Raw genomic sequence first — 5,416 nt, 5'->3', positions numbered from 1 at the left:
TTTTCTTTGAAGAAATCATCCGCTTCGGGGGTTGTGGGACCATTGGCGCCTTCCGCGACGATTTTCACCCGGCTTGAAATCTTCTTGACGCTCTCCTCATTTACCTGGCCTTCGAGCGCTCCAGGCATAAGCACATCGGCTTCTTTGCTGATCCAGGCGTCACCATCCTCGCGGATATAACCAGCAGCATCCGCTTTTTCTTTATTGATCATCCCATATTGGTCGGTGATCGATTGCAGGAAGCGTGGGTCACAACCTTGGGGGTGACTGTATGTGTAGGCTGTGCGATCTTCGCGATCCCAGCAGGAGACACAGGCAACTTTTCCGCCGAGCATTTCGACAAAACCAATTGCTGCATATTGGGTCACATTACCAAAACCCTGCATGGCTGCAATTGAAGTTGTCGGATCAATACCAAGATGTTTCATGGCTTCGCGGACGGTGTAGATCACGCCATAGCCTGTCGCTTCGGTGCGTCCCAACGATCCGCCGCCGCCGAGGGGTTTTCCAGTGAAAACGCCGGGTGTATATTCACCGACCAGGGTTGAATATTCGTCCATCATCCAGCCCATCATCTGGGGATTTGTACCCACATCCGGGGCGGGGACATCCTGACGTGGTCCAATATTCCGCCACATATTTTTTACCCAGCCGCGGGTCAGGCGTTCTTTTTCAGCGGAGGAAAGCGTTGCGGGATCAACAATGATGCCGCCTTTACCGCCACCCAATGGAATATCTGCGACGGCACATTTCCAGGTCATCCAGGTTGCCAGTGCGCGGACGGTGTCGAATGTCTCTGATGGATGGAAGCGAATGCCGCCCTTATTGGGGCCGCGGGCATCGCTATGCTGAACCCGAAATCCCTGGAAAACACGCAAGGTGCCATCATCCATCCGCACTGGGATCCGGAAAGAAAATTCACGAGCAGGCCAGCGCAGCACTTCAGCAATCTGCGGGTCTAAATTCAGCAATTCCGCAACATGATCGAATTGTTCTTGCGCCATCTCAAATGCATTGATCGTTTCAGACATTTTGTCTCCTTAAAGACGGGAATAGATTGTTAAAATATAAACGGGCAGACCGGTTTCGGCTGCCCGCTTTTTCAAAGGGATTTTTGTGGGTATTCTCATATAGAATTCACCGGCAATAGGTTAATCGAAATTATACCCAACGTCAATAGGATACTTATCACCTCGTAAAAATTACATCCAGGATTTTAATTGCCTCATTAATTCTTCTCTGAGGATTTGCGGATTGGCTTGTCCGCGTGCCTTTTTCATCACCTGGCCAAATAACCAATTCACCACCCCCTCTTTCCCTTCCCTATAGCTCGTGACCTCAGGCTGATTCTCGTTTAAGACCTCTGATACCAGTCCCGCGATCAGGTCACCGTCTGAGACTTGCCCCAGCCCACGTTCGGTGACGATGGCTTTCGGGCTTTTTCCACTTGCGAAAACCTCACCCAAAACTTCTTTGGCAGTATTCTTATTGATCCCACCCTCTGAGACCAATATCACCAATTCTGCCAATGCAGCAGGCGTGACTTTGATCTCATCAATCCCCACCTCGGCCTGGTTCATCAAGGCAAAAAGCTCACCGCTCATCCAATTGAAAAGCATTTTCGGTTTAATTGTAGCGGGTAATTTCTTGAGGGCGCTTTCAAAATAATCAGCGATCGCTTTCTCAGAGACCAAAACCCTGGCATCATATTCGCTTAGTTTAAATTCGGTGGTGAAACGCTGGAATTTGGCATCGGGTAATTCGGGGAGTTCGGCGCGGACCCTATTCACCCAATCAGCATCTATTTTTAGCGGTGGCAAGTCCGGTTCAGGGAAGTAACGGTAATCATGCGAATCTTCCTTACCGCGCTGGGTATAGGTTTCAGCCTTGGCCTCATCCCAGCCCATCGTCACCTGATCCACTTCGCCGCCCTCTTCGATGAGCTTGCTCTGACGGGCGATCTCGTAATTGATCGCATCTTCCATCGCGCGGAAGGAGTTCAGGTTTTTAACCTCGGTGCGCGTCCCAAGCTCGGATGTTCCCACGGGTCGGACAGAGGTATTTGCCTCGAAGCGGATGACGCCTTTTTCCATATCGCCGGAGTTGACGCCGAGATAGCGCAGAATATTGCGCAGATTTTCGGCGTAGGCACGGGCCTCGGCGGCGGAGTGCATATCCGGCTCTGAGACGATCTCGAGCAGCGGAACGCCCGCACGATTGAGATCGACCAGGCTGGTACCTCCCGAAGGTTTCAAACCTTCGGGAGGTTTTATATGCGTCAGCTTGCCCGCATCCTCTTCAAGATGGGCGCGGAGAACGCGGATCGTTTTTTCGCCATCTTCTGTTTGGATACGCATCTCACCGTTGGTGGCAAGGGGTTCTTCAAACTGTGAGATCTGATAGCCTTTGGGAAGGTCCGGATAGAAATAATTTTTGCGCGCAAAGATACTGACCGGCTCGATCTTGCAGCCCAGGGCCAGCCCGACGCGCATCGCAAATTCGACAGCGCGCTCGTTGGCAACGGGCAATGCCCCGGGCATTCCTGCACACACGGGGCAGACAGCAGTATTTGGCTCTGCTTCGACTGAATCAACAACCGGGCAGCCGCAAAACATCTTTGATTCGGTTGCCAGTTCAACGTGGACTTCAAGTCCGATAACGGGTTCAAATTCCATAAAATTTCACTGTTCTCCCCCTGTGAACGGGGGGAGTTAGAGGGGGGCAAAATAAGCCCCCACCTGACCTCCCCCGCTTGCGGGGGAGGAATTTGATTAAAGAAAATTCGGATGTTCTTTCTTCAGAAAGGCATCCACCCCAATTCGATGTTCTTCGCTCTTCCCTGCCACGTCCTGCAATTCGCCCTCAAATTCGAGGACATCTTCGAGATTTGACAGCACAGCCCGATTGTAGGCTTTCTTTGTCGCCCCAAAGGCTCCCACTGGCCCCATCGCCAGCATTGCCGCGATTTGGGCAACTGTAGCGGCCAAACCCTCGGCGGGAATGAGGCGATTGACCAACCCCCAATTCAACGCATCCTGCGCGGAGATGGGGAGATTGCTAAAGGTGAATTCGGTGGCCCGTCCCAGCCCGATCAGTGCAGGGAGCAGCAGCGAGATACCTGAATCCGGGACGAGGCCGATGCCGGTGAACCCGACCGTGAACTCGGCAGAATCAGCGGCTATTCGCAGATCGCAGGCCAGCGCAACCCCGAGGCCCGCCCCTGCTACCGGCCCGTTGATCGCGGCAACAATCGGCTTTTCTATTTGGCGGATTTGCAATATAAGCGGATTATAGGTCTCGCGCAGATGCTCGTGATAGGAGACATCAGAATCCTGTCCAGCCAGCATCTCAGAGATATCCTGACCGGAGCAGAAAGAACTCCCTGCTCCAGTGATGACTATGCAGCGAATATTGTCGTCCTGCGCGGCTTCATCCAGTGCGGATTGTAGCCCTAAAATCATGTCCCGATTGAAGGCGTTGGCCTTATCGGGACGATTGAGGGTAAGTGTTAGGGTATGATGTTGAAAGAAAGAGAGGATCAGGGGCACGGGGCCTCCACTACTCAGTAGTCTATATCGTCATCCGTGTTTTCGTCATCACCGAGATCGATTTCAAATTCAACCATATCCCGGTCCAGATAAACCCAGAGAAGCAGGACTGCCCCTTCTTCGGTTTCAACAGCCCGAACTGCCTGGATGGGAGTCTCTTGTTCAAGCCCCATATCGTTGCGGTATTCCAGATACATGGGTGAGAAATTGCGCCAGGAACGATAACAGCGCTCGACCAATTCAGGGCCATTAAAAGTGCGGAGTTTTGTAACTGCATTAACAAGGGAACTGGGCCCTTCGCTGAGGCCCAACGCCCAGCCATCCTGCACAGGTTCGAAAACAGGTGGGGGTCCTTCGATGATTGTAATTTTATTATCCATAGTTTTTACCTTTTAGGTGCAAAAATAATACCATTAAAACCCTGCTGATTTTATAGGATTTTCGTTATAATCCATTAACAAATTCATTAAGAGTGGTCTCAAAACTTATGCATAAAATAACGATCTTCTTTTATCTCCCTCTACCCGGCCAGGATTTCAATTCAGGCTGGCAAAAATTTATGGGACTGGCTGAAAAAATGCCTGGCCTGCGAAGGGAAACGGTCAGCGAAATTTCAGAACTGGTTTTTGGCAGCCAGGGGCATCAGTTTATCAAGATCCACGAATTTTATTTTGATTCACGCCAGTCCCTCAATGCTGCCCTGCAATCGCCGGAGGGACAAGCTGCCGGAGATTGGCTGCATGTCTTTACCCGCAAGCGCTTTTCCATGTTGGTCGCCGAGCATAAGGAGGCCTTGCCGGAGGAGTTTGTTCGGTAGGGGCGACGTTTTGTTGCCCTAGGCGGGAACACTCCGCCCCTATAGGGTTTTTATTATTTCCTTTACAAACCCCGGCCCCTGATAGACCAGACCTGTATAGATCTGTACCAGCGTCGCCCCCATGTCGAGGCGGCGTTTTGCGTCGTCTGGAGTCATGATCCCGCCTGCGCTGATAACGGGGATCTTCCCATTCACTCTTTTAAGAATTCGACTTAAAGCCGCTTCGCTCGTGGACCGGAGCGGGCTTCCGCTTAAACCGCCTGATTCTGTCCGATGAACAGATTTCAGCCCCTCGCGGGCAAGGGTGGTATTTGTCGCGATGATCCCGTCCATATTGGTGGCAAGTATGACGTCAAGGGCGTCATCGAGTTCCGCATCCGAGAGATCAGGAGAAAGCTTGACGAGCAAGGGTATTTTTTTGCGCAGGGTCTTCTGTTCAAATTTTCGCTGATAATCCAGTTGGGTGAGGAGTTCTTCGAGCGCGGCACGACCCTGAAGATCCCGCAATCCCTCGGTGTTTGGCGAGCTGACGTTGATCGTCAGGTAATCGGCGCAGGGGGCAAAAAGCTCGAGCAGCGAAAGATAATCGAGGACGGCTTCCTTGTTGGGGGTGGTTTTATTTTTGCCGATATTCACGCCGAGGATCATGGATGATTTGCGGCGCCGATTTGTTTCGGGGTAAAAACGTCTCAGGTTGATCACGCGGGATGATTTTTTTGACGCGTATTTGCAATAACCAAGCTTTGATAAGGCTTTGACGACTTTTGTCGCGCCTTTGGAGGGGAATCCCATCCGGTTGATGATGGCCTCATCTTCGGGTAATCGGAAGACTCGCGGCTCAGGGTTGCCCAATTGGGGGAGGGGTGTGACGGTACCGACTTCGATATGCCCAAACCCTAGCATGGAGAGGCCGCGCACGGCGGCGGCATTTTTATCGAATCCGGCCGCCAGCCCAACAGGATTGGGAAAGGTCAGCCCGAAGGCTTCAACAGGTTTGGGAGGTGCGGAGAAGATCTGTTTGAGCAGCCACTGAGCACCAAAGATATAACGG

General features: G+C 52.0%; 6 protein-coding genes. 1 reads left to right on the top strand and 5 read right to left on the bottom strand.

What is annotated here, in order from left to right; translation table 11 throughout:
* The 4 genes from AC3DOM_RS06300 to AC3DOM_RS06285 all read right to left on the bottom strand — a co-directional run.
* Positions 1-1,031 (bottom strand): Glu/Leu/Phe/Val family dehydrogenase (locus AC3DOM_RS06300; protein ID WP_487918180.1); only part of this gene is annotated, 1,031 nt, incomplete at its 3' end.
* A 171-nt stretch (positions 1,032-1,202) separates the two neighbouring features.
* Positions 1,203-2,675 (bottom strand): Asp-tRNA(Asn)/Glu-tRNA(Gln) amidotransferase subunit GatB, encoded by a 1,473-nt coding sequence (gene gatB / locus AC3DOM_RS06295; protein WP_487918179.1) that lies wholly within the window; start codon positions 2,673-2,675, stop codon positions 1,203-1,205.
* A gap of 96 nt (positions 2,676-2,771) precedes the next feature.
* Positions 2,772-3,548: an enoyl-CoA hydratase/isomerase family protein gene (locus tag AC3DOM_RS06290; RefSeq protein ID WP_487918178.1), complete on the bottom strand. Its 777-nt coding sequence runs from the start codon at positions 3,546-3,548 to the stop codon at positions 2,772-2,774.
* A gap of 14 nt (positions 3,549-3,562) precedes the next feature.
* Complete coding sequence (locus tag AC3DOM_RS06285; RefSeq protein ID WP_487918177.1) at positions 3,563-3,928, bottom strand: hypothetical protein; 366 nt, start codon at positions 3,926-3,928, stop codon at positions 3,563-3,565.
* A gap of 107 nt (positions 3,929-4,035) precedes the next feature.
* On the opposite strand from AC3DOM_RS06285, the gene AC3DOM_RS06280 reads away from it, so the two are divergent.
* Positions 4,036-4,365, top strand: a complete 330-nt coding sequence (locus AC3DOM_RS06280) for an EthD family reductase (protein WP_487918176.1) — start codon at positions 4,036-4,038, stop codon at positions 4,363-4,365.
* A gap of 39 nt (positions 4,366-4,404) precedes the next feature.
* Here the strand turns inward: AC3DOM_RS06280 and AC3DOM_RS06275 are convergent.
* The coding region (locus tag AC3DOM_RS06275) for a quinone-dependent dihydroorotate dehydrogenase (protein WP_487918175.1) at positions 4,405-5,416 on the bottom strand (1,012 nt) is incomplete at its 5' end.

This window comes from Candidatus Desulfolinea nitratireducens (assembly GCF_982879505.1).
This window is presented reverse-complemented; position numbering and strand designations above follow the sequence as displayed.

What these genes read in the sequence shown, in the direction of transcription:
- gatB (WP_487918179.1), bottom strand. Translation starts at nt 2,675, where the DNA reads ATGGAATTTGAACCCGTTATCGGACTTGAAGTCCACGTTGAACTGGCA.
- AC3DOM_RS06285 (WP_487918177.1), bottom strand. Translation starts at nt 3,928, where the DNA reads ATGGATAATAAAATTACAATCATCGAAGGACCCCCACCTGTTTTCGAA.
- AC3DOM_RS06280 (WP_487918176.1), top strand. Translation starts at nt 4,036, where the DNA reads ATGCATAAAATAACGATCTTCTTTTATCTCCCTCTACCCGGCCAGGAT.